Origin of the sequence: Paenibacillus sp. Soil787, assembly GCF_001429545.1 — a bacterium.
Taxonomy (GTDB): Bacteria; Bacillota; Bacilli; order Paenibacillales; family NBRC-103111; genus Paenibacillus_E.
Map to the genome: position 1 here is coordinate 383,843 of NZ_LMSP01000001.1, position 23,121 is coordinate 406,963.

The following is a 23,121-nucleotide window of genomic DNA, read 5'->3' on the forward strand; positions in this document are numbered from 1 at the left end:
TATGACGACAGTTAAAAAAGTACATGTTATTTTCAAAACACATTTGGATATCGGGTTTACCGATCTTGCGGCTAATGTGGTTGACAAGTATATGAATTTGTTTATTCCGCAGGCTTTATCATTGTCAGAACGTATGGGAAGAGAGGATAGACGGTCGAAATTTATTTGGACAGTTGGGTCTTGGTTGATCGAGGAATATTTGCAATCCGCATCAGAAGAGCAGCGGATCCAAATGGAGCAAGCGATTAGCAGAGGAGAAATTGCCTGGCACGGTCTTCCTTTTACAACTCATACGGAACTGATGGATAAAACTCTGCTTGAATATGGCTTGTCGATTTCCAAGAAGTTGGATCAACGATTCGGGAAAAAGACGATTGCTGCGAAAATGACGGATGTCCCCGGACATACGATTGGCATCGTGCCTATATTGGCTAGAAACGGAATTCGTTATTTGCATGTGGGAGTAAATCCTTCCTGCAAGCCTCCGAGCGTCCCGCAAGCGTTTGTTTGGAGGGCGAGCGACGGCTCCGAGCTGATCGTGAACTATGCCGATGATTATGGTCAAGTTCTGGAAGTGGAGGGATTAGAGGATGTGCTCTATTTTGCCCACACAGGTGATAATAGCGGTCCTTCTTCCTTAGAAGAAATGGATAAAATTTACAGCCGATTGCAAGCCGAATACCCAGGTGCGGTAATTGCTGCGTCAACACTGGACGCATTCGCCGAAAAGTTGCTGCAGTGTAAGCATGTGCTTCCAGTCGTCAGTGAGGAAATTGGTGATTCGTGGATTCACGGCACGGCTTCCGATCCCTTGAAAGCGGCGCGTTACCGGGAAATGCTTCGATTAAGAGATAAATGGGTGAAAACAGGTTCGTTAGATCCAAATGGCGAAAGTTACGGTAAGTTCTGCAATCGTCTCATGTTAATCCCAGAGCATACTTGGGGGTTAGATGAGAAAACCTATTTGGCGGATTACGTAAATTACTCTGCAGCGGATTTTGCGGCGGCGAGATCGAGGGATCAACTTAGGAATGAAGAGGTTCAAGGCGCATACGATGCATTTAATCGACTTGCTCGTAAAGAGCGCAGCTATCGTCACTTTGAAAGCTCGTGGGAGGAGCAGCGCGCCTATTTGGATCAGGCGGTGTCAGCGCTTAGTTCAGAGTTGCAAATCGAAGCGATGAAAGTGTTAGACAACCTGACCCCTGTCCGTTCTAATCATTCGAATAACGCCGCTAACATTGAAAATCTTGAAATGAACCGATGCTATTCGTTAGGGAAATTCCGTGTTAGCTTTGCTTCCGACGGTTCTATCGAACAACTGGTCGATACCAATGGGAAAATATGGGCCAATGATGAAAATAGGTTGGCTGTCTTCCATTACGAAACGTTCGGCAAAGTAAACTACGACCGTTATTTTAAGGAATACACGATTAACATGAAACAGCATTATTATTGGGCGATTCCCGATCACGGGAAGCCCGGTATCGAATATGCAGATCCAGCTCCGGAGAATAAGCAGTACCGTCCGATACTAAGAAGCCTTCAATTGGAAAGAGAAGAGGACGCCGACAAAGTATGGGCTCAAATGGAGATGCCTTCCGATGCTTGCAATCATTATGGCGCACCTCATCAGCTTGAGATAGTATACACGTTCCATCATAACGATTTGAACATTGATGTGGAATTGAACTGGAAGGATAAACCGGCATGCCGTTTGCCAGAAGCAAGTTGGTTCTCGTTTGTCCCATTTGTTGACAATCCGAACATGTGGATGATGGATAAACTGGGTACACGGATTTCGCCGTTATCGGTAGTTAAGAACGGCAACCGGAATATGCACGCTGTGAATACAGGACTTTATTATGAAGGTGCGGATGGGAGTCTCATAATCGAGACGTTGGATGCTCCCATCGTATGTCCGGGTGAAAGAAGATTGCTGCAATTTAACAATACGTTCGCTCCATTGGAAGGTGGATTTCATTTTAATTTGCATAACAACGTATGGGGAACCAATTTTCGCATGTGGTTCGAGGAAGATATGAAATACCGATTCCGATTACGGTTCAGGTCTAATAGATAATAGAGTTTTAACATAACAGCATGATACAAATGCGAAAGGAAAAATGGCGGGCTGGAGCTTGTGGGATGATCCACAAGCTCCAGCCCGTTTTCAAATTTAGCTGCAGAAAGTAATGAAAGTGCACAGTTAGGTAGAATTTAAATACACTCAAAAAGTCTACTGCTTTTTATAATAAGATTAGATACTCGCTCATTGACGTAGGGTTATCCGTTCGAAGTAATGAAATGAAATTAAAGGAGAAATTGGGATGTCAGGAAATGCAATATGGATGAAAGAAGTGAAGCATTTTGGCGTGATGGTTCATTATTTAAGTCACACACAGCCCAGGTCAGGCGAGCATGAACAGGATTTTAATCGAATGATCGATAAATTTGACATGGAAACATTCATGGAACAATTTAACCATTCAGGTGCTGACTGGCTAATTTTTACACTGGGACAAAACACCGGGTATTATTGCTCTTACAACAAGTATCTTGAAAGCATTGCGCCAGGCTGCTGTTCAAGGCGCGATCTCGCGCTTGAGCTTGCGGTCCGAGTGAAAGAATCAGGCAACAAGTTTATTGCCTATCTGCCTACCGAAGTTGACGCCAACGTTGAAAAATTGCGAGAAGCCTTTGGTTGGGATCTTCATCCGTCTGATAAAAGTGAGTTTATGAAAAAGTACATGATATTTGTTAAAGAGTATTCCGATAAATTTGGGCGTTTGGCGGACGGCTGGTGGTTTGATGGTTGCTACAATGCTGCGGAAAAATCATTCTTAAGAACCCGGGAATGGGATAACACCCGCTTTGACCGCGATTTATGGTTTGCGGCAGTAAGGTCAGGGAATTCCGAAGCTGCCATTTCGATGTGTCCGGGTGCGAACTCAATGAACTATGTGTTTGATACAGAGGATTTCCTAGCAGGCGAGGCAGACTTTGGGAAGTATCCACCTGAGGAGCTTCCAACTGGCATGCAGCCGCATGTACTATTCTGGCTCGATTGCTCTTGGGGGCATTGGGATGCACCTGGCGAGATTGTTCCGCCGAAGGTTTCGGAAGATGAGCTTTACGAATATATCGTTGCCTGCAAGATGAGAGGCGCTGCCGCAACGATTAACATTGGCATTTACGAGGATGGTTCAATGGCTGAGAAGTCCGTTGAGATGCTGCATCGAGTTTCGAAAAGATTGGATGAAAGGAAAGAGATATTTGAATGATAAAACATGATGACGCAAGAAATATTTGGGTAATTTTCAAAGTAAAATTATTCGTATTCAAAAGTTAATTAATGATAGGGGTAATAGTAGATGAATGATTTGATGCTGTATAAAAAAATGCTTCCAGCGCCTAGAAACGGCGGTTTTAGAATGGAAGGCTATTGGGTTTGGTGCGGCTCTGTTATAAAGGGCGAAGACAACAGATATCATATGTTTGCCTCAAGATGGTCCAAAGACCTGCCTATGCACCCAGGCTGGCTTGTTGCATCAGAGATTGTACGAGCTGTTTCGGATACACCTGAGGGATCCTACCAGTTTGAAGAAGTTGTTTTGCCTTCCAGAGGAGCTGAATACTGGGATGGTAGAAGCACTCATAACCCGCAGATTGTCAAACATAAGGACACGTACATTTTATACTATATGGGGTCAACCCACCCATTCAAGGATGTATCATCCGATGAACAACTTGTCCTGAATGATCCAAGATGTATAGTAGCTCGTTCAAATAAGCGGATAGGCATTGCCACTTCCAAGAGTATATTGGGCCCATGGGAGAGACTGGACAGCCCCATTTTGCAGCCAAGACCAAGCAAGTTTGACAACTTTTTCACTTCCAATCCGGCGCCATGTATTCATGAAGATGGATCCGTTCTGCTCGTGTATAAGACGAGAACCTATAAATCAAAGCCTTATCCGACATTTTTGCATAGTTTTGAAATGTCATTTGGTGTGGCTCGTGCCGATCACTATATGGGGCCCTATAAGGCTTTATCAGAAGAATCTATTTTTCCAACTGAGATTTTTAATTTAGAGGATCCGTTTATATATCAAGTGGCAGGCGGGTATGAAATGATCGCCAAGGATATGACCGGCAATATATGCGGCGAGTACCATGGGGGAATTTTGGCACGATCAAGAGACGGCTTGAAATGGGAAGCTATTAAAGGCCAGAAATCATACACGCGCATAATCAAGTGGAATGATGGAACGGAGCAAAAAATGGGAAGTCTAGAGAGACCATTCATCTTATTTGAAGATAATAAGCCGACCCATATGTTTTTTGCTACAGCAGATGGTCCTGGCGAATTTACACATGCAGAAAATACGTGGAACATGGTTATCCCTCTAAAAAAATAAGTTTCATTGGAGCGGTCAGGTTATCCTGGCTGCTTTGTCATTATTAGCACTTAATGTAGCACGCTATTCGGAGTAATGATGCGAAATGAGCCTAAAAGGTAAACATTTTGCACACTTGGGTAAAATCCATATCTCGTTGATTGTTATTTTTTTGATTATCATTACAATACAACGATCGCGGAAACGTGAAACAAATAGAGAAGGAGTGAGTCGAAGTGGCAATGAATTTGGACATGAACAGGGTAGAGGTGCAGCCAAAGGTTCGTAAACGATCCTTTTGGACAAATCAGCGAAGAGAATCTGCTGTAGGTTTAATGTTTGTTGCACCTGAATTTCTTGGCATTCTACTATTAGGTGTTTTCCCTTTGTTATTCTCGCTATATTTGAGCTTTACGGAGTGGAACTTGGTAGGCGGTGTAAAAGCCATTCATTTTGTTGGATTGGATAATTTTAAAGGGTTGTTAACGGATACGAAGTTATACCTCGCGCTAAAGAACAATGCGCTCTACTCGTTAGTAACTGTTCCAATAGGCATGGCGCTTGGCTTGGTTTTAGCGGTTATTATCAATTCAGTCGTATACCTCAAGGAGTATTTCAAAGTCGTTTTTTTCATTCCTTATATTGCAACAGGTGTTGCTGTAGCAACCGTGTTTACAGCGCTGTTCCACCCTTCAAAAGGGCCGGTCAATCATTTGCTTATGAGCTTAGGTATTTCTGATCCGCCTAAGTGGCTAGGAAGCACAGATTTCGCCCTATGGGCAATTATTATTGTAGCCGTTTGGATGAATATCGGCTATAACATCGTCATCTACATGGCTGGATTAACGAATATTCCGGAAGATCTGTACGAGTCAGCATCCATCGACGGGGCGAACTGGTTTCAGAAGTTGTTGAGTATTACATTGCCTCTGCTTGGACCGACGACTTTTTTCCTTAGCATCACATCCATCGTCGCTTCCTTTAAAGTTTTCGATTTAATTGCCTTTTTGACAGAGGGTGGTCCTAATAATTCCACAAACGTACTTGTATATTATATTTATGAAGAAGGTTTTAAAAACTTCCGAATGGGTTATGCATCGGCATTGTCTTGGGTCTTATTTCTCATTATATCCGTTGTAACTGCCATTACGTGGCGGATTCAAAAGAAACAATTTTAGAGAGTTGGTGAAACGATGGGTACAACCACAATAACAAAGACTGTCATTACTGTAATCATGGGACTCTTATCACTATTATTTTTATCACCATTACTATGGATGATATCTGCTGCCTCGAAAATTGAAAAAGATGTAATGGCGTTCCCGATTCAATGGATTCCTACGGATTGGAATTTTATCAACAATTTCAAAACCGTGTGGATGGGAACCGTTCCATTCGGTTTGAATTACTTCAACTCCTTGAAAATAGCGTGCATTTTGACATTACTCACATTGCTTTTCTCGTCGATGGCTGGATTTGCATTTGCAAAGCTCAACTTTCCTTTCAAAAATCAGATGTTCATCTTATTGTTATCTTTTTATCTGGTTCCAGCAGAGTCGACATTGGTTCCTCGATTTATTATGATCAAATGGCTCGGTCTATACAATACACATGCAGCCTTGATTTTGATGGGGGCTTTCTCTATTGCCTTAACGTTCTTAATGAGACAGTTCATGTTGAGCATTCACCATGAATATTTAGAAGCGGCCAAGATCGATGGAGCAGGTTTTTTACGAATTTATTGGCAAATCGCACTGCCTATGGCTAAGCCGATCGTTGCAACGGTCGGAATCCTGAAATTTCTGTGGACTTGGAATGACTATCAGAATCCTCTGATCTTCTTGATGAATAAAAAATTATTTACAATTCCTTTGGGCATGGGAGCTTTCAAAGATGAATATGCCACCAGCTATGCAATCACAATGATGGCTTCAGTCTCTGCGATTATTCCGCTAGTCATTATCTTTATTCTTTTACAAAAACAAGTGATCAATGGAATTGCCGGCGGCGGTGTCAAAGGATAAAAAACAAAAATAGTGCACATTCTTATCGAAATAGTGCACACAGCGAAGTGAAATAACCATATACAATAGGTTTATCAACACAGTCCAATTCAAATAGTTCTAGGGGGAACAAACATGAAAGCTTTAAAAATGATTTTAGTATCAGGGTTGGCAGTCTCCATGTTGGCAGGCTGTGGAAAACAGCAAGCCGCTACTTCACCGAACGCGACGGCGACTCCAACTGCAACTGCTACCGCTGCCAATCCAGTGACGATTAAATATTACAACTGGGCTACTGGCCCATCCATTGAGCAGATCAATCAAATTATTGGTAACTTTGAGAAGAAGAACCCAAATATTCATGTAGAGAATGTGCAATTAGTCAATAATGGAAACACACTGGATTTTTACAAGAAGCTTGATCTCATGGCTGCATCCGGAGAAAGCATCGACGTAACAGATTTTTCAAATGTTGACTTCGTAACTGAAAGGGCAGCCCGCGGTGTATTAGAGCCACTCGATGAATATCTGAAAAAAGACAATATCAATGCTGATAATACGTACTTCATGACACCGAAATACGATGGTAAGGTATACGGACTGGAAAATAGCAGTCAGCTATGGTTGGTTGCAATTAACAAAGATGCTCTTGACGCTGCAAAATTGCCTGTTCCAACATGGGGCTGGACTTGGGATGATTTCCGCGAATACGCGAAGAAGATGACGAAAGGTAGCGGTGATACCAAACAATACGGCGCTTTCTTCCATACTTGGGGAGAATATGCGAACATGACAGCCTATACCGAGCTGCCAAATCCATATTTGAAAAAGGATCAAACGCCGGTTTTCGGAGACGAGTCGTTCAAAAATTTCTTTAATCTTCGTCGTGCAATGGAGAAAGACGATCAATCCGTTAAGCTTTACTCGGACATTATTGGCGGCAAGCTGCGTTACGATTCCGAGTTCCTGGGCGGCAAGGCAGCAATGATTCCTACTGCAAACTTTGTCTTGAATCTGATTAAGGATAAAACTAAATTCCCACATACGTTCAAAACCGTATTCGCGCCGATGCCTGTCTCCTCTAAAAATGTAGAGGTCGGAACGTCCAATCTCGGTGGAGGCTTTGTAAGCGTAGGGAAAAGCTCGAAGTATAAGAAAGAATCTTATGAATTTGCCAAATACTTAACACAGCAATTGGACCTTATCCGTGACTTGCCAGGTTTGAAAGATGTCGATAAAGATAAAGTTCTTAAAGCGCTCGTAGGTGACAAAACGGATTTGATTGATGTTAACTCCCTTTCTGCAACACTGTTCGACAAGCGCATTAAATCTGTTTACGACCCATCCTACTCTACCTCGTACTCCAGCCAGTTGAAGCCGGTACTGGAAAACGGATTGAGCAAATTCTTGCTTGATAATCTGACACCAGAAGTTGCACAAAAACAAATGATTGATGATGCGAATAAAATTATTCAACAAAACAAAAAGTAAGGTTAAAGGCGGCCAGCAGGCTGCCTTTCTCTGTTCTCAAGTATCCGATTATATATGCTATTGTGGATAACAAAGAATTTGAGAGACTGGAGTTAAGAGAGCATGAAATGGCTAATGAGATTTTCATTTTACAGGAAAACCCAACTATCATTTGCAATATTTATTCTGCTTCCGCTCACATTCGTTACTTTAGTGTCTTATACTTTGGTAAAAAGCATGGTCATAGACAAGGTGCACGATACGAATCAGAGTGTCGTTAATGTCATTTCATCTGACTTGAACAAAAATGTGGAGGATATCATTTACGCCTCTTATGTATTCAGTAACAAAGATAGTAGTTTTTACAATGATTTGTTTTCCTTCAAGGATGTTCAGAAGCTGAGCTCGTCGAAAGACTACTTCACCACTAAACGTATATCCGAATATCTAGATATAGCCTTTTCGAAAACTTCAGGACTAAATGCACAAGTGTTCTATGTTAACAAAAGCAATTTTGTCAGCTATGCTACCAACAACTCCTTGGACTATACGGATTTAACCCGTTGGCTGTCCCAAATAAACCTTTCTAAATTGAACAATAATATGAGTGCGAGTCCCGTCCAATGGTTAAAAGGGGAACGAATCAAACAGATGTACACCCCTGAGGCAGAGTCGTTTTATTTTGCTGTGAAAGTCATTCGAAATGCCGACAATGGGGAAATGATCGGAACGTTGTACGTGGGCATACCCTCTGAATACTTTGAACATACCTTCGCCAGAAGCGGTTCAGGTCAATTTCAGCTGTATACCTCCGAAGGAGAACTTATTTATAGTTATCCAAAAGAGAACTCGTTACTGGACCGAAAGTATGAGCTGGAAGTGCAGTCCACAATTCCTCGAGCAAGATGGAAGCTAGTGTACCAGTTTTCTTCAAAGGAAATTACCTCGGAAATATCCAAGGTATTCAGTTTTTATGCCATTATTTTATCCTTGTGCATACTAGCTTTTATCATCATATCGTTTTTCATCGCCAAAACACTTCATACTCCCTTAAACAAGCTTCGCAAAACAGCAGATCAGTTCGGCAGCGGTGACAGGCTAATACGCTTTCCAGTTAGCGGGACAGACGAAGTTGCCGTGCTTGGTAAGTCCTTTAATGAGATGCTTGATCAGATAAACCTGCTCATTACAGAAGTCGAGCAGGAGCAAGAAGAGAAACGGATTATTGAGCTTGATGCCTTGTTCTCGCAAATCCAGCCTCATTTTCTGTTGAATACGCTGAATTCGATTAAATGCAACTTAATAACGGAAGGGGACTCTGCAAATAGCAGGCAAATTAATGCATTAATGAGCTTGCTTAGGGCCTACATGCGCGTTAATGAGAAGTGTTATTTAAAACAAGAATGCAAGTTATTAGAAGATTATGTGGAAATTATGCAGATGCGCAATAATATGCGAATTGGGCTTCACATCTCTCTTGAAGTTGAGATGGAGGACATTGACATCCCGCGACTACTGCTGCAACCCTTGGTCGAAAACGCTATACTACATGGTTTTTACGAGATTCCGGATGATGCGGCAATTTGGGTTAACGTGAAGAAAGTTAGTGAGAAGTGCCTGATCGAAGTTAAAGACAATGGTACAGGAATGACTAAGTTGGAAATGGATCAGTTACAAATCAGGGTGCTGCAATCAAGAGTGGAACCAGAGGCTTCTAACCGAAGTATCGGGTTGGCTAATGTATATAATAGGCTTAGATTAACATATGGCGTAGAAGTCAAAATGGGCATTAGTTCAAATGAGTTTGGTGGAGTATCGATTAATTTACAGTTTCCAATCAGATAAAGAAATCAAGCAAAGGAGCGCATACCATGTTTAAAGTAATGCTCGTAGATGACGATGCTCCGATGATTAAATATTTACTCCATCTAATTCCATGGAGTGAACTAGGCTTGCAAGTTGTGGCGACCGCTCATTCCGGGGCCAAAGCATTGCAATTATTTCAAGAAACGAAGCCGAATCTCGTTATTACAGATATTGGTATGGCGAAAATGGATGGAATCGAACTATCCGAACAGCTTAAAAAGCTTCAGCCTAGTGTGAGGATCATCTTTCTTACTTGTCACGAGGATTTCCATTACGCTAGGCAAGCAGTCAAATTAAATGCAGATGATTATTTAATTAAAGACGAGTTGAATGCCGATACGCTGAAGCAAAGCGTTGAAAAAGCAGTCAAGCTCATTGGCCATATGAAGGAAAGTACAGAAAGCTTGTCCTTTCAAGAGGAAATAGCCAGAAATCGGGATTTGCTGAAGCGTTCGTTCTGGAAGCAAATCCTCTTCGGGGATCATTCGGAAACGAATTTAAACTCAGGCAGGAGACTCGGGATCGAGTGGAAAGAACCTTCCTATATGCTTGGGCTGATCCACATTGATTATTCTTCACTAATCAGAAGCTACGGATTAAAGGACAAGCAGCTTATCTACTACGGGTTATATAACATTGCTCAAGAGCTAGCTAACAGTATGGATGGCATTTCAGTTTTTGCCGATGAGGGGCTGGAGTTACATTGTGTAATGAATTATCGTCATAATTTGGCTATCAACCCTGCTGAGTCATTTCGTCAATTTGCTTTAGATCTGCAGAGCAAGGCTGAAAAGTACCTAAGGCTTGAAACCTTTATTGTGTTCAGCTATGAGTTTCACGGTTTAACGGGAATTGGCAAGACATATGGGGAACTGAAGCAGTACAATTTAGGACTTTATTATGAAAAAGCTTCCCTCCATAAGATGCCATCCAAATTTTCTTGCTTTACGTTTAATGAGTTCGAGACTAAAGAGGAGAACTTTAAAGAAAAGCTGCTCCATGCTTATCGTGATGAAGATCTAGTCGCCATTTCAGATATTTTGGATAGCGCGGCGGAGCGAGCAGCAGCAGAAAAGTCATCGCCTTTTTCATTCATATCTCACATATCTCAGTGGGTACGACTATTAGAGAGTGAGTCAGGTTATGACAAGGATCATTCCTCATTTCACTCAGACTTAGAAAAAACAGTGCGTATGCAAGAGACATTGCAAAGTGTAAAAGAACGGGTTCGTGCTATCATGCTCGAAGTTGATTCAGAAGAAACACATGGGATTGATAAACACAAGAAGCAGTTGATTGATCGTTATATTTTGGAGCATCTATCTGAAAATATTTCCTTGGTCGCAATCGCCAATCATTTGTATTTGAATCCGAGCTACTTTTCGAGGTTCTTCAAAAAAATGACTGGGCTCAATTTCACTGATTATGTACACCATTATAAGATGAAAATTGCGCTTCAAATGTTAAAAAACAGAGAGCTGACGATCGAAATGATCGCAGCTAAGCTCGGTTATTCAGACCGCACATATTTCTCGAAGGTTTTCAAGAAATATAATGGAATTAGCCCAGTTGACTATAAAGGTAAGGTAGGAAAGATATAGGACTGCCACAAGCAAGTAGAGATTTCGCATATACGCGCAACGAAACCGCCTATTTACAATCGGCATGCGCGTTGCTTAAGCTAAAGTATTGATTCGATTTAAAGTACATGAGGAAAAAGGAGTATTCGATGACCATATATAGTTTTGAAAACGGTATCCCGGCATGTTTTACGTGCGACTCGCGGTCCCGTTTATCGATCAGCGACCGGCATTATAAAGACGGCTCTTCCAGTCTGCAGTGGGAATACAATGCGTCTTCGTGTATCACTTTGAAGCAGCCGATCGGCTATCGTCCGTTTCGGGAAGGGACGATAAGCCAGGCGCGCGACTCGTTCGCCGTCTGGGTTTATAATCCGGCGCCACTTGGTGGGCGGCTTGCGTTCGAATTCGGTCACGGCGGGAATCTCACCGATTGCTCGTTTGAATTTGAGCTGAATTTCTGCGGATGGCGTACAGCTTGGGTCGCTTACGAACGCGACATGGAAGGGACGCCGCATCCGGACATGGATACGATCACAATCCGCATGCCGAAGGAAGTGGAACCCGGGACTCTGTTCATCGATCAATTGATGCTGAACACCCCGATCGATCCGCGTTATCATACGAGGGATTTCCAGGTTCCGTTCGTAAACACGGACGCGGATGTTTCAGCCAACGCGCATTGGCTTGCGCTGTACGCTTTTGAACAGCTGGAGCCGCTGCAGGCGGTTCCGGTGGCCGTGACGCCGGAACAAACGGAGGCTCATACGCGAATGAACGAACGGTTCGAGGCGCTTTTTTACAAAAAACAAACCGTTACACAGGAGGACGTCAATAAGCTCTATCGTCGTTTTGCCGAGTTTGGGATCGAACGCAGAGGGGATTCCATTGTAGGGCGGCCGATTGAGCTGTTCTTCGACCATTTCCCGCAACCGCTGAAGGAGGAGCTTAAGACGCTCTCTAACAGTGTTCAGCTAAGCGAAATAACCCTGTTCCTGATGGAAACGGCGGTCTGCTTCCGATCCTCCCAACGAGAGGAGGAAAAAACGGAGCTGCAGGCGATGTTCATAAGCGTACTCGACCATCTGGACGATCAGGGATGGACGTATGGCAGCTCGCAAGGGACAGTCCATCATTTCGGCTACAACTTCCGCGACTATTATCCGGCTGTCTTCCTGATGAGAGGTGTGCTGAAGGCGGCGGGAAGACTGGGGAGGACGCAGCGGACGATGCGCTGGTACAGCGGCGCCGGCCGCATCCACACGCCGCTTGCCGACGTGGAAGGCAATATCGATATCTTCAACACAACGCTGCACGGGATGATCGCCAGCTTGCTGATCATGGACGAAACGGCGGAGAAGGTAAGGGAACTGGAAGCGTTCCGCGAGTGGCTCAGTCAATCCCTGCTGCCAGCTCGGGGCTTGCACGCGGCCTATAAAATCGACGGCTCCGCCTATCATCACGTCAACCACTATCCGGCATATGCGGTAGGCGGCTTTCAAGGTGTGACGCCGGTTATGTACATAATGAGCGGAACGCCTTACCGCGTCAGCGAACAAGCGCATGAAACGATACGCAAGGCGCTTCTTGCGATGCGGCTGTACAGCAACAAGCGTGAATGGCTGCTCAGCCTGGCCGCGCGTCACCCTACAGGCAAATGGGCGCTGGATCCGGAGCCTTTTGCCTTTCTGGCGCAGTCCGGCACACCTGACGGTGCCAGGCCGATCGACGAAGAGGTAGCCGCCGCTTACCTGCGGCTGTTGGAGCCGGGAGAGCTTACGGAGGCGGCACACCGCTTTATAGAGGCGGGTATCGTCCCGGAAGCGGATCCGAACGGTCATTGGACGATGAACTATGCGGCGCTGGCCATTCACCGGCGCGGCTCATGGCTGGCAGGCATGCGTGGACATAGCCGCTATTTGTGGGCGAACGAAACGTACGTGAACGCCAATCTTTACGGCCGGTACATTTCACACGGACATCTCCAGATTATGAGCCAAGGCGAGCCGATCAATAACGAAGATAGCGGCTACCGTCACGACGGCTGGGATTGGAACCGGTGGCCGGGAACGACGACCGTACATAAACCGATAGCGGAGATGCGCTCGGACGTCCGCAACGTCGACACATTCAGCGGCTTCGAAGAAATGCTTCTTTCGGATGAGACGTATGCAGGTGGACTTCATCTAGAAGGACGCAACGGGATGTTCGCGATGAAGCTGCATGAAAATCCGAAATACGAAGGAAGCCATCGCGCCCGTAAATCGGTGTTCTTCTTCGATGATCGGATCGTCTGCCTCGGCACGGGTATCGAGAACGACAACGCCGCATGTTCGACTGAAACGACAATGTTTCAAAACCATTTGCCCACTCATGACGATCCGATCTGGGTAAACGGAACGACTCCGGTTGGGGAGTTTCCTTATCTTAACAAAATGCAATTGGAAAACCCGGTGTGGATGCTGGATAATAAAAAAAATGGATATTACGTCCCAACTGGACAAACGTTGACCGTGTCAAGAATGACGCAGCACTCCAAGCATCAAGCGACGGACGTCGATACCCAAGGGGATTTTGCCGCAGCTTGGCTGGACCACGGGGCTGCGCCTAAAGATGGCAGTTATGAATATGCGATACTGGTCGGGACGGACCGCGAGCGTACCCTTGCCTTTTGCCAACGCATGCAAGCACTCGAAACGGCTGCCTATACCGTGCTGCGTCAAGATCGTACGGCACATATCGTAAGGGATGCCGAGAGCCGCACTACCGGCTATGCGCTTCTCGAAGCGGACGATCATGTCGATACCGGACATCTGGTCGGCGTCGATACGCCGTCAATGGTGATGATTCGGGAGGATGGAGACAAGCTGATCGTCAGCGCTGTCGACCCCGACCTTCGCCTGTATGCGGGAATTGAGGAGGATCAATATAACGAACAGGGTGTGCAGAAGGAAGTCAGTGTCTATTCTCGCAAATGGGTACATGCAGATAGCATGGCACATACGATGCGTATCACATTGAAGGGACAATGGACAAATCAAACGGCGGCAGACGGCTTCCGTGTCTTTGCGGGCAAAACGGGCAGTACAGTCGTCGAGTTAACGTGCATGGACGCGATGCCGCGCGAATTCGTACTAGTAAAAGCTGAAACGAACTAACATCATGATCGAAGCAGGAGGCGAAAGGGTGAAATCCGCGATTAACCGACTACCGGTCTTTTATCGATATCTTTTCTCCTACATTGCGATATTTTTGCTGCCGTTGTTTTTTTTGGGAGTGACTGGTTACGACCAGCTGACCAATATTGTCGGGGGCGAAGTTGTACGAAACAATCAGGCTCTCTTGAACAAGCTGCAGGACGAAGTCGACCGGAAGCTTATATTGATGAACCGCATCGCGGGTCAAATTACGAGCGATTCCGAGCTGTCGCCCTATGGGCTAACGAACGATTTCTTCAACGTGTACCAGGGCAAAAAGGCGTTAGAAAGCAAGGTTGTGGACGATAGCATCCAGGAGATCGCCCTGCATATCCGCGGTACCGACTATTTGTTCTCCTCGTTAAGCATTTACAAGCTGAACCAGTTTATCGACGAATATTACCGGTACTCCGCTTGGACGGCAAAGCAGTTAAACGATGATTTGAACAACTTGACAAAACCGCTGATGCGGCCGGCAGAGGATGTAAAAATCGAGGGGCTTCCCGATCAGCGGATCGTTACTTATGTCGTTCCGATTCCGATCAACAGCCATCATCCGTATGGTACCATCCTGTTCCTGCTGAAGGAAGATGCATTGCTCAAAGGACTCAATCTCGAATTGTCAATGCCGGAAGGAAATGCGCTCGTGTTCGACCAAAACGGGCGCGTGCTGGCGGCGCAAAAGCAGGCGGATTATCTTCGGGGTTCAGCCTTCTATGACAAACTCGTTAGCGGCGAGTCGCAGTACCGGAGAATGACGATTCAACATACAGATTATGTGGTTTCATTCCAGAAATCGGATAAAAGCGGGTTTACCTACGTGACGATGCTGCCCGAATCTCTCCTCGTCGCGCCGGTTAACCATGCGATATGGCAATGGGCGAGCCGGATGGCGGTCATATTTCTCGCTGGCTGTGCGCTTGTCTACTTGGTCATGGTATTTAACTACAATCCGGTCAAAAGGTTGGCAATGCTCGTCGAGGCGATTCGCGGGCAATCGATTCGTAAGGCGAATGAATTTGAAGCAATCGGAAGCGTCATTCATGACATGGCCGATTCGAATCGGAGCCTTGGCCGCAAGCTGGAAGAAAACCGTTTCGCTATCAAGGAACACTTACTTGCCAGCCTGCTGAAGGGTGAGTTTGAATCGGCTGAAGCATTCAATAAACGGGGGGAAGAGATAGACGTCATTCTGCCTTTTAAGAAAACCGCCGTACTCATACTGGAGTTTCCCGGCTCCCTTGTCCCTCTTAAAAACAATCTGACTGAAGAAGTTGATGAGCAGTTTGGGGACGAAGTTGTCGGCTACTGCAAAGACAGCCTGGAAGACAGACGGACGATGTTTATTTTATCGTCAGGCTGTTCGACGGAAGCTTGGAGAATGTGGATGGACCACCTGCATGGGCACTTGACTGCCGTCTTCCAAGCGCCGATCGCGATGGGTGTCGGCAACCGTTACGAGGAGCTGGCGCAAGTCGGCCGTTCTTATTTGGAAGCATCGACTGCGATCGATTATAAGCTGATTAAAGGCAATCAGCGGGCGATCTTTTTTGAGGAACTAATGGCGCACGACCATGCAGATGTCCTGAATCCGCGGCTGGTGCTGGAAGATCTGGATCTCGTGCTCCAGCACGGAGAAGCCGTCCGCATTGCCGACGCCGTCGGGCAAATCGCCATGCGTATGAAGCAGAGCGGGCTCACGCTGTTTATCGCGCGGGAGTTATGCTTCGACATGATCCGCAAGTTTATCGGCTTCACTGAAAAGAGAAGTCTCGGAAGCGCAAACGGAAGTTTCCCCGACGTGCTGACACTTACCGATTATACGACGCTGGATGAAATCGCAGATTTGTTGACGACCGCCTGCGCTTCGTTATGCGATTCGCTAGAGGCGAGGAAGCCTGTTTCTCCGGTCGCTTTGATCGAACAGATCACGAAGTACATTTCGCGGCATTACGGAGATTACGATTTCTCTGTACAGAAGATCGCCGATCATTTTTCGCTCTCCTTGTCTTATTTAAGCCGTTATTTCAAGGAACAGACCGGCCGGACCGTCATGGACTACATGAACGAGCTCCGAATCGATCAGGCAAAGCGTCTGCTGCAGATGAACGACAGTACCGTGAAAGACGTCGTCCAACAGGTCGGTTACAGTGACGTATCCAGCTTTATCCGCAAGTTCAAGCAGTCGGTCGGTGTCACGCCTGGTGAATACCGTAAGCAGCATCAGTAATATGCGCTCCTCCTAAAGAGGGGCGCATTGCTGTATTCGGCATATATCAGGTCAAAAATGACCGATTCGGAGATCTGGACAAAATCCGCATATCGAAAAATGAAAGCGCTTATATAAAGGTGGGAAAAGGAAGATTATGATGAGGGAGATAAGATTAGATGCTTGTTTGGGAAGAGAGGTGAATTCTCAAGTAATATATGATTCGATTGTCAAGTGAAGTGAAGCAACAAAACAAAACTAGGAGGAACATGCGTGAAAATTGGTAAACAAACGATCGTTTTATTAATATCGATGCTGCTATTCGCCTCGATCATTCCCATGTCTGCCACTGTTTTAGCCGCAGCGCAAACGAACCCTGTGTTGGTCTCTGGCGATTTCACAAGCGTGGATTTTAATGTAAATGTCCCCACAGTTACGAATGGAACGTACACGCCGGAACCGAGACTTTTAGGAGCGGTTGCAACGACAGCGGGCAGTAATCTGGCAGGAGTGGTCACCAATGTAGACGGTTCCAAGGCTTTTTTGATGGAAGCGGATACAGCCAATGTCGGATCGTATAAAGGCGGCATTAATAAAACGGACCGGTTCGGTATTCAAACCCGGATGGAATTCAACAATACGAATTCTCAAAGAAACGTCTTCCAGATGAAGAGCACGCCCCCGACGACAGGGACTGCTGCCTGGCCAACGCTGCTTGTTTTTGATCAGTATGGAAATATCAAAGACTCCAATGGGAAAGTACTCGGTCCCTATGCAGCGAATCAATGGTACGACATCGTTGTCGATGTGGACACGCCAAACCATTGGTATAGTGTCTGGATCAACGGAACGCAAATGATCAACAACCAGGATTTGGGCAATTGGACCGGCTTATACCAAAATAATATCACGCAATATACAAATGCTAGCAAGACGGCAAGCCAGACAATGATCGCATATGTGAAAGCGGGTACCATTGTTCCTCCGCTTCAAGCTCTTGTTATTCCCGATATGACTGTGGATAAAGGGAAAGCTGCCGTTTTAACCTACCAGACGGTTCCAAATCCGGCCTATGTGACAAATGTAACCTGGACATCCTCGGATCCGAGTGTCGCAAAAGTAGTAGGTAACGGACTGCTCGCGCTAAATACCGGCGTGGCAACGATTACTGCGACTGAATCTTATAGCGGGATAAGCAAGTCTTTCCAGGTTACAGTGCAAGAACCAGCTCATACATGGAGCTCTCACGCCATTAGCGCCGATGATCTGGCAGCGGTTCTTTGGGTTGGGTATCGGCCTGAGATGAATTACAGCTCCGACCAAATCATGAACTTGAACCCTCAGCTCCAAACCTATATGGATATGAATGAAAGCGATTTTATCCAGGCGGTGAAAGCGGCCTCAGCCCAGATTCCTAATCCAGATAGTCATACCAGCTTTGAACGTTACGCAAGACTTTTCGCCCAGCTTTATAAGCTGACCAATGACCCAAAATATGCAAGAAAAGCTGCTCTCATCCTCTATTATCAGGCACTGGATTATCCACGCATTGTGGTGAACCATAACTATAGCGATTTTTATGTAGGAAATAACGAGTTTCCACAAAATGTGGTCGCTGCTTATGGCCTCCTTATTGACTCGGATATTTGGGGGCAGCTTGTCCCTAACATTTCCGCTGGAGAGGTTAAACAAACCATTGAAGGTCTGTGGCTCAGACCTGCCGCCTATGAGTGTATAAGAGCCATAAACAGCATGAGATTGAACAATATCACCCCATACGGAGGCCGATCCTCTGTTGTAACGGCCATGCTTCTAAATGATCCGTATCTGATCCGTGAAGTCATCGACATCTACGATCGGCTTCTTAACGGCAACAATTATTTTAACGACGCCATGTGGTATGAAGAAACGACCAGCTACGGGGATCAGGTATCCAATAATGCGAAGACGACCGTGGATGTGCTGAAAGACTGGACCGATCCGGCTGGCTATGTGGATACCAAACTGGGACTCAAGTTGGATAAAACGGATCTGAACCCAAGATGGCCATTGCTCCAACAGACCCTTGGCTTTAACTCCGTCAAGATGATTTATCCGGACGGAACAGCAATTCCAATCAATGATACTTACGGCAAAACTGGAAATCCGCAACCGCTGCCTATTGTCGGCAACGGATTGAAAAATATCGAATTGCCGGGCCTCGGCTATTACGGCCTGTTCCAGGGAGATACAAATGAGGCTACCCACGCCGGGTTGTTGTATCAGCCAACAGATATTGGGTTTGGCGGCCATACGCATGAGAACTTTTTATCCCTCGACCTGTGGGGGGCCGGAGTCGAAATGCTGCCGCACACGGGTTACGTGAATACAACCAGCTATGCGGATGGAAGCGGGGCTACCTTGCGTTATCCTTCGTTTACACCGCTTTGGAGAAATATGCCGTGGGTATGGAGACAAGACGGGGCGAATGCGAAAGCAACAGGATTATGGGAAAAACCCGAGTTAATAGCTTACGATCCCGGAACGGCGAACGGCAAACAGGTGCAGCTCGTGGAAGCTTCCGACCCCGGACCGGACGGAATAGGCGCAGCGATGAACCGAAGATTAATCATGCTGGTCAATTTGGACGGGAACCGCAACTACACCTTTGATCTGACCCGCATGCAGGGCGGTCAGGCACATGAAATATTCCAGCGCGGCCCAGAATTGGAAAATATGGATGTCCAGGTGCAAGGAACTCAGCTCACGGCCACTGGCCAAGCCAACTTGCAGAACTATTTGACCAGTATCAACAGTACACAGGGCTTAATGACCTACATGCAGCTCCTACAGAACCCGAAGGCCGGGTCCGGGAATAACAGCTTCTCCTTTACATGGAAAGGACAACAAACGGGCTCGTCCATTCACACCTTCATGAATGGGGTAAGCGGTTCGGACGTGTTTTTATCTACGATGCCGACAGCAAGAAGAATTACAACGAAAGCGGATGAAACCAAGTATGTGACGCCTCACCTCGTCAGAAGAAACATTGTGTCCGATAGCGCCCAAATTACACAATATGGCGCTGTGCATGAAATATACAGACAAGGTCAAACAGGCGATGTAACCAACGTCGAGTGGTTGAAGCCGGACGATGGAGACCCGATGACGAACGTTGCCGTCGTGACAAGCAATACATACGTGGACATGATTTATACGAGCGGCGATACGAAAGAGCGTACCTTTAACGGCATCACCTTTGCCGGAAGCATCGCCGTTGCCAGAATCGATGCGGCGACAGGCAAGCTTGTGTATTCCTATGTATACGGATCTGGCAAAGTGACGGAACAGAATGCAAGTTTGACCGGCTACGATACGCAAGTATTGGAGATCACGGCAGCAACGACAGCTTCCACTAATATGGCGCTCGACCCGGCCGTAAGGGAGAATACGATCACCGTTAATGGAAAATTCCCGAATAAAGACCTGCTGAAAGGACAGTGGCTCCAAACCAGGTTCGGGGACGGATCCGGAATCGGAGTGAAAGTGAAGGGCTTGACTGAGGTTGGAAATTCTACGGTTATAACCTTGGAGCAATACACTCCTTTCAGCCTGACGGATACGGGTGTGCAATTGTTGTTCAGCCCGAATGTGTTCATTCCGGGTAAAGCTTATGTCGTGTTCAATCTTCCGAAATATAAATCGGATTTTACACCGCCAGAAATTACGGTAACCGGCTTGGTGTACGGTACGTACAGTGATGACCCTGCTGTTACGCCGGTCATTGCGCTGAGCGACAATTTGTCCGGGGTTGACAACAGTAAGACAACGGTAACTCTGGATACTTACGGGGTACAGCAAGATGCAACAATTGCTTTGTACACGTTGCCGCTTGGTTCGCATACGTATACCGTCACGTCAAGCGATTTGGCTGGGAACGTAGGCAGCACATCGGTGGTGTTCCAAACAAAGGCAAGTATCCAATCCATTCAGGCGCTGGTAACGCTTTTTACAAATAAACAGTGGATTGATAGCGCTGGTATCTCCAACAGCTTGCAAAGCAAGTTGGCCGCGAACGATCTGGTTGATTTTGTGAGCGCAGTGCAGGCGCAAAGCGGGAAGCACATTTCAAGTGAAGCGGCAAAATATTTACTTCGAGATGCTCGGTATGTATTGTCTCAGAAATAGTTCACTATGTGAGATGATTCACGTTCTAGTAACGGGTCCCGTAGAACCAGTAAATAGTATTCCGTAAAATATGGATGACAGAACCGCCCTTATCCAATATGGAACAGGCGGTTCTTTTTTTCAAGGGAGAGATAACCTTCTGATAACTGTAAACAAAATCCACGCTCAATAATCGCAGATTCTGCCGCCAAACGGGGGAATATCAAATCTCGCACATCTGATTTGGCGATCTGGCTTATGTACCTGCTGACAGAGTTGTGTTAAAAGTAAGTATAGAAAATGTTTTCAACATGAGACTTGACTTTTTACGGAGGTGAACAAAAAACATGTCACAGCAAATCGAAACGGCAGTAGCTGAACTATCGGCAGGACGCAGCATCAGACAAGCAGCCAAAACTGAATTTGTAAAATCCATCAAGCGAATCGTCCGAAACTTCGATCTTTACTTATTGTTGTTGCCGACGCTCGCCTACTTTTTTATTTTCCACTACTTCCCAATGTACGGGTTGCAAATTGCGTTCAAGAATTTCAATCCGATCAAAGGCATGGCGGAAAGCCCCTGGGTGGGGTTCGACAACTTTGAGCGTTTTTTCGAATCGTACCAGCTCTTCACGATTATCCGAAACACGCTCGGTATTAGCATTTATGAGCTGCTCGTAGCGTTCCCGGCGCCAATCATTCTTGCGCTGATGATCAATCAATTGACGAGCGACAGGTTCAAACGTATCGTGCAAACGATTACCTACGCGCCTCATTTCATCTCCACTGTCGTTGTCGTCGGTATCGTTTACCTGCTGCTTTCGCCGAAGACGGGCGCAGTCAACAGTCTTCTCGGACTGTTTGGCATCGAGCCGATCTTCTTTATGGGAAGTGCCGATTGGTTCAAAACAGTGTTCGTTTTTTCCGGCGTGTGGCAAAATGTAGGTTGGGGAACGATCATATATTTGGCCGCACTAACCGCCGTCAATCCGGATTTGCACGAAGCGGCGACTGTAGACGGGGCATCGAAGCTGCAGCGCGTCTTTCACATCGATATTCCGTCGATCATGCCAACCGTTATTATCATGCTGATCATGAACATGGGCCATATGATGAGCGTCGGGTTCGAGAAAGTGTACCTGATGCAAAACCAGCTCAACGTCGATTCGTCCGAAACGATCCAGACGTACGTCTATAAGGCTGGGCTCGTGCAGGCGCAATACAGCTACGCTTCGGCGATTGGGCTGTTCAACACCGTCATCAACTTTGTTCTGCTAATCAGCGTAAACAAAATCGCAAAATCGCTTAAACAGACCAGCTTATGGTAGGAGGGAAATGATGAAGCTGACAAAAACAAGGGCGGACATCCTGTTCGATTTCTGCAATTACACGCTCATTTCGATTTTGGTGATACTCGTCCTTTATCCGCTTTATTTTGTCGTTATCGCTTCCATAACGGATCCGAACCTGGTTTATTCCGGAAAACTATTGTTTTTTTTCGAGAAAATTACGTGGGATGGCTACAGAAGGCTGTTCGCCGAACCATCCATTTGGCTTGGTTTCAAAAATTCGTTATGGTATACGGTGACGGGAACGATGATCAACGTCGTACTGACGGTTACGGCGGGCTATGTACTGTCGCGGTCGGATCTAATCGGCCGGAACGTCTTCATGTTCCTGCTTGTGTTTACGATTTTTTTCGGCGGCGGGCTCATTCCGAGCTATCTGCTTGTCAAAGACCTGGGCATGCTCGACACGACGTGGGCGATGATTATTCCGAACGCGGTTTCCGTCTTCAACGTCATTATCGCGCGGACGTTTTTCCAGTCGAACTTGCCGGGCGAGCTGCTCGAATCGGCGCAAATGGACGGATGCTCGAACTTGAAATTCTTTTGGAAAATCGCCATTCCGCTGGCGCTGCCGATTGTGGCAGTTATGGTGCTGTTCTATGCGGTAGGCCACTGGAACTCGTACTTACAGGCACTTATTTATTTGAAAAGCAACAGCATGCAGCCGCTGCAGATCATTTTGCGGAACATTCTCATCATGAACGAAGGCTCTGATCTGCAGGATTTACAGGATGGATCACTAGAGCAACAGAAAAAGTTGGAGCTGATGAAGTACGGCATTATTATCGTATCCAGCTTGCCGATGCTCATCTTGTACCCGTTCCTCCAGCGTTACTTTGTCAAAGGCGCACTGGTGGGCTCACTAAAGGGGTAAATTCATTTAACAGAAAAGGGGAATAGT

13 protein-coding genes are annotated in these 23,121 nt (G+C 46.0%); all 13 read left to right on the forward strand.

The annotated features are described in order from the left end of the window. Position 1: 1 nt before the first annotated feature. Entirely contained in the window at positions 2–2,083 is a 2,082-nt protein-coding gene (locus ASG93_RS01710) for a DUF5054 domain-containing protein (protein ID WP_056828195.1), read from the forward strand. 247 nt (positions 2,084–2,330) lie between these two features. Next, positions 2,331–3,284, forward strand: coding sequence for an alpha-L-fucosidase (locus ASG93_RS01715; RefSeq protein WP_056828198.1), 954 nt, complete (start codon positions 2,331–2,333; stop codon positions 3,282–3,284). Between the two features lie 90 nt (positions 3,285–3,374). Beyond that, positions 3,375–4,421: a glycoside hydrolase family protein gene (locus ASG93_RS01720; RefSeq protein ID WP_235550696.1), complete on the forward strand. Its 1,047-nt coding sequence runs from the start codon at positions 3,375–3,377 to the stop codon at positions 4,419–4,421. Positions 4,422–4,642: 221 nt separating this feature from the next. Continuing rightward, positions 4,643–5,578 (forward strand): carbohydrate ABC transporter permease, encoded by a 936-nt coding sequence (locus tag ASG93_RS01725; RefSeq protein ID WP_056829262.1) that lies wholly within the window; start codon positions 4,643–4,645, stop codon positions 5,576–5,578. A gap of 15 nt (positions 5,579–5,593) precedes the next feature. Continuing rightward, positions 5,594–6,424 (forward strand): carbohydrate ABC transporter permease, encoded by an 831-nt coding sequence (locus tag ASG93_RS01730; RefSeq protein WP_056828200.1) that lies wholly within the window; start codon positions 5,594–5,596, stop codon positions 6,422–6,424. A 114-nt stretch (positions 6,425–6,538) separates the two neighbouring features. Then, entirely contained in the window at positions 6,539–7,894 is a 1,356-nt protein-coding gene (locus tag ASG93_RS01735; protein WP_056828202.1) for an ABC transporter substrate-binding protein, read from the forward strand. 102 nt (positions 7,895–7,996) lie between these two features. Then, entirely contained in the window at positions 7,997–9,718 is a 1,722-nt protein-coding gene (locus ASG93_RS01740; RefSeq protein WP_056828204.1) for a sensor histidine kinase, read from the forward strand. Between the two features lie 26 nt (positions 9,719–9,744). Then, positions 9,745–11,340 carry a response regulator transcription factor gene (locus ASG93_RS01745; RefSeq protein ID WP_056828206.1) on the forward strand — a complete coding sequence of 532 codons (1,596 nt, stop codon included), beginning with the start codon at positions 9,745–9,747 and terminating at the stop codon, positions 11,338–11,340. Between the two features lie 128 nt (positions 11,341–11,468). Beyond that, a complete protein-coding gene (locus ASG93_RS01750; RefSeq protein WP_056828207.1) occupies positions 11,469–14,477 on the forward strand; it encodes a chondroitinase family polysaccharide lyase in 3,009 nt (1,002 codons plus the stop codon). A 118-nt stretch (positions 14,478–14,595) separates the two neighbouring features. Further along, on the forward strand, positions 14,596–16,746 hold the full coding sequence (locus ASG93_RS01755; RefSeq protein ID WP_162262818.1) for a helix-turn-helix domain-containing protein: 2,151 nt from the start codon (positions 14,596–14,598) through the stop codon (positions 16,744–16,746). Between the two features lie 252 nt (positions 16,747–16,998). Beyond that, the gene (locus tag ASG93_RS01760) at positions 16,999–20,892 is read left to right on the forward strand and encodes an Ig-like domain-containing protein (RefSeq protein WP_056828211.1); all 3,894 of its coding nucleotides are present in this window, start codon (positions 16,999–17,001) and stop codon (positions 20,890–20,892) included. A 326-nt stretch (positions 20,893–21,218) separates the two neighbouring features. After that, positions 21,219–22,199, forward strand: coding sequence for an ABC transporter permease (locus tag ASG93_RS01765; RefSeq protein ID WP_056828213.1), 981 nt, complete (start codon positions 21,219–21,221; stop codon positions 22,197–22,199). A 7-nt stretch (positions 22,200–22,206) separates the two neighbouring features. Continuing rightward, positions 22,207–23,094 (forward strand): carbohydrate ABC transporter permease, encoded by an 888-nt coding sequence (locus ASG93_RS01770; RefSeq protein WP_056828215.1) that lies wholly within the window; start codon positions 22,207–22,209, stop codon positions 23,092–23,094. The last annotated feature ends 27 nt before the right edge of the window (positions 23,095–23,121 follow it).

Bases quoted from the DNA above. Each gene is read 5' to 3' on its own strand.
- ASG93_RS01745 (WP_056828206.1), top strand. From the start codon at position 9,745: ATGTTTAAAGTAATGCTCGTAGATGACGATGCTCCGATGATTAAATAT.
- ASG93_RS01720 (WP_235550696.1), top strand. From the start codon at position 3,375: ATGAATGATTTGATGCTGTATAAAAAAATGCTTCCAGCGCCTAGAAAC.
- ASG93_RS01715 (WP_056828198.1), top strand. From the start codon at position 2,331: ATGTCAGGAAATGCAATATGGATGAAAGAAGTGAAGCATTTTGGCGTG.
- ASG93_RS01770 (WP_056828215.1), top strand. From the start codon at position 22,207: ATGATGAAGCTGACAAAAACAAGGGCGGACATCCTGTTCGATTTCTGC.
- ASG93_RS01750 (WP_056828207.1), top strand. From the start codon at position 11,469: ATGACCATATATAGTTTTGAAAACGGTATCCCGGCATGTTTTACGTGC.
- ASG93_RS01735 (WP_056828202.1), top strand. From the start codon at position 6,539: ATGAAAGCTTTAAAAATGATTTTAGTATCAGGGTTGGCAGTCTCCATG.
- ASG93_RS01740 (WP_056828204.1), top strand. From the start codon at position 7,997: ATGAAATGGCTAATGAGATTTTCATTTTACAGGAAAACCCAACTATCA.
- ASG93_RS01730 (WP_056828200.1), top strand. From the start codon at position 5,594: ATGGGTACAACCACAATAACAAAGACTGTCATTACTGTAATCATGGGA.
- ASG93_RS01765 (WP_056828213.1), top strand. From the start codon at position 21,219: ATGTCACAGCAAATCGAAACGGCAGTAGCTGAACTATCGGCAGGACGC.
- ASG93_RS01710 (WP_056828195.1), top strand. From the start codon at position 2: ATGACGACAGTTAAAAAAGTACATGTTATTTTCAAAACACATTTGGAT.
- ASG93_RS01725 (WP_056829262.1), top strand. From the start codon at position 4,643: ATGAATTTGGACATGAACAGGGTAGAGGTGCAGCCAAAGGTTCGTAAA.